The organism is Oleiphilus sp. HI0043 (assembly GCF_001634935.1).
Window position 1 is genome coordinate 1 of the sequence record NZ_LWEY01000094.1, and the last position, 840, is coordinate 840.

Annotated in this window: 1 protein-coding gene; it reads right to left on the reverse strand. The window is 43.5% G+C overall.

All coding sequences use genetic code 11. The features are described 5' to 3' along the window. Positions 1–483: 483 nt before the first annotated feature. Positions 484–840: TetR family transcriptional regulator C-terminal domain-containing protein (locus A3729_RS01810; RefSeq protein WP_197475483.1), on the reverse strand; the 357-nt coding region annotated here is incomplete at its 5' end.

Below are 840 nucleotides of genomic sequence, written 5' to 3' on the forward strand. Positions count from 1 at the left end.
CAGTGAAAAGAATACCGAAATTATGTCCACGACGATAAATATAACTGTCGAATTGTAAGCGGCGAGATAAAAAGTTGTAGCTATGGACATAGAGGTTTGTGACTAAATTTATTGAATTCAAATTCATCAAAGTAACAGTCGTATCGGTGATCATGGAGCTGTAGATTTATCAGTTCCAACTCACCAGATATCACACTTCATTATTAAATCGATTTCTATTGGATCGCACCTGTAGCCGCGTCACTTCGCAGTAGGGTGAAAATATACCCGCGTAGCGTCGGCATTAATTGACATAAAAGGCAATCGAGTTGATATTTAAGGACGTCGTCCAATCCTCTCCAGTCGATCTCCTAAATTCACAGGACGGGCTCGAACTGTGTGTCCTACTTCTAAAACAGACAAGATTCGAACTCGATTTATCTGATTTCCGAAGATAACAAGAAGGTAGTGTGATTTTAAAAAAAGAATTTCGGGGATCAGCGGTCAATAGAGCCGTGACAGATACGCACTCACATGTTGCTTCTGCCGCTTTACAGGCCAATCTTTGGGAGCCAATGACGCCTTTAGACCCAGACCATCCACATAAGTGGCCAACATTTCAGCTTCTAACTGTACATCTAGATCCGGTCTGAGTTCACCGGCCGCCTGTGCTTTCTCGATGAAACCGGAAATACCGGCTACCCAGTCCTTTATCCAGTGTGTTTGAGTTTGCTGCAAAGCTTGAGAATCTCCGGCCCGCTGCCAAAAGTCTCGCCAGACACAGAATTCTTTTTGCACAGTTTCGTTGATGGGCAAAGTTTGCAGCAATAAGTTCTCCAAATCCTTCGGGTTGTCTTGTAT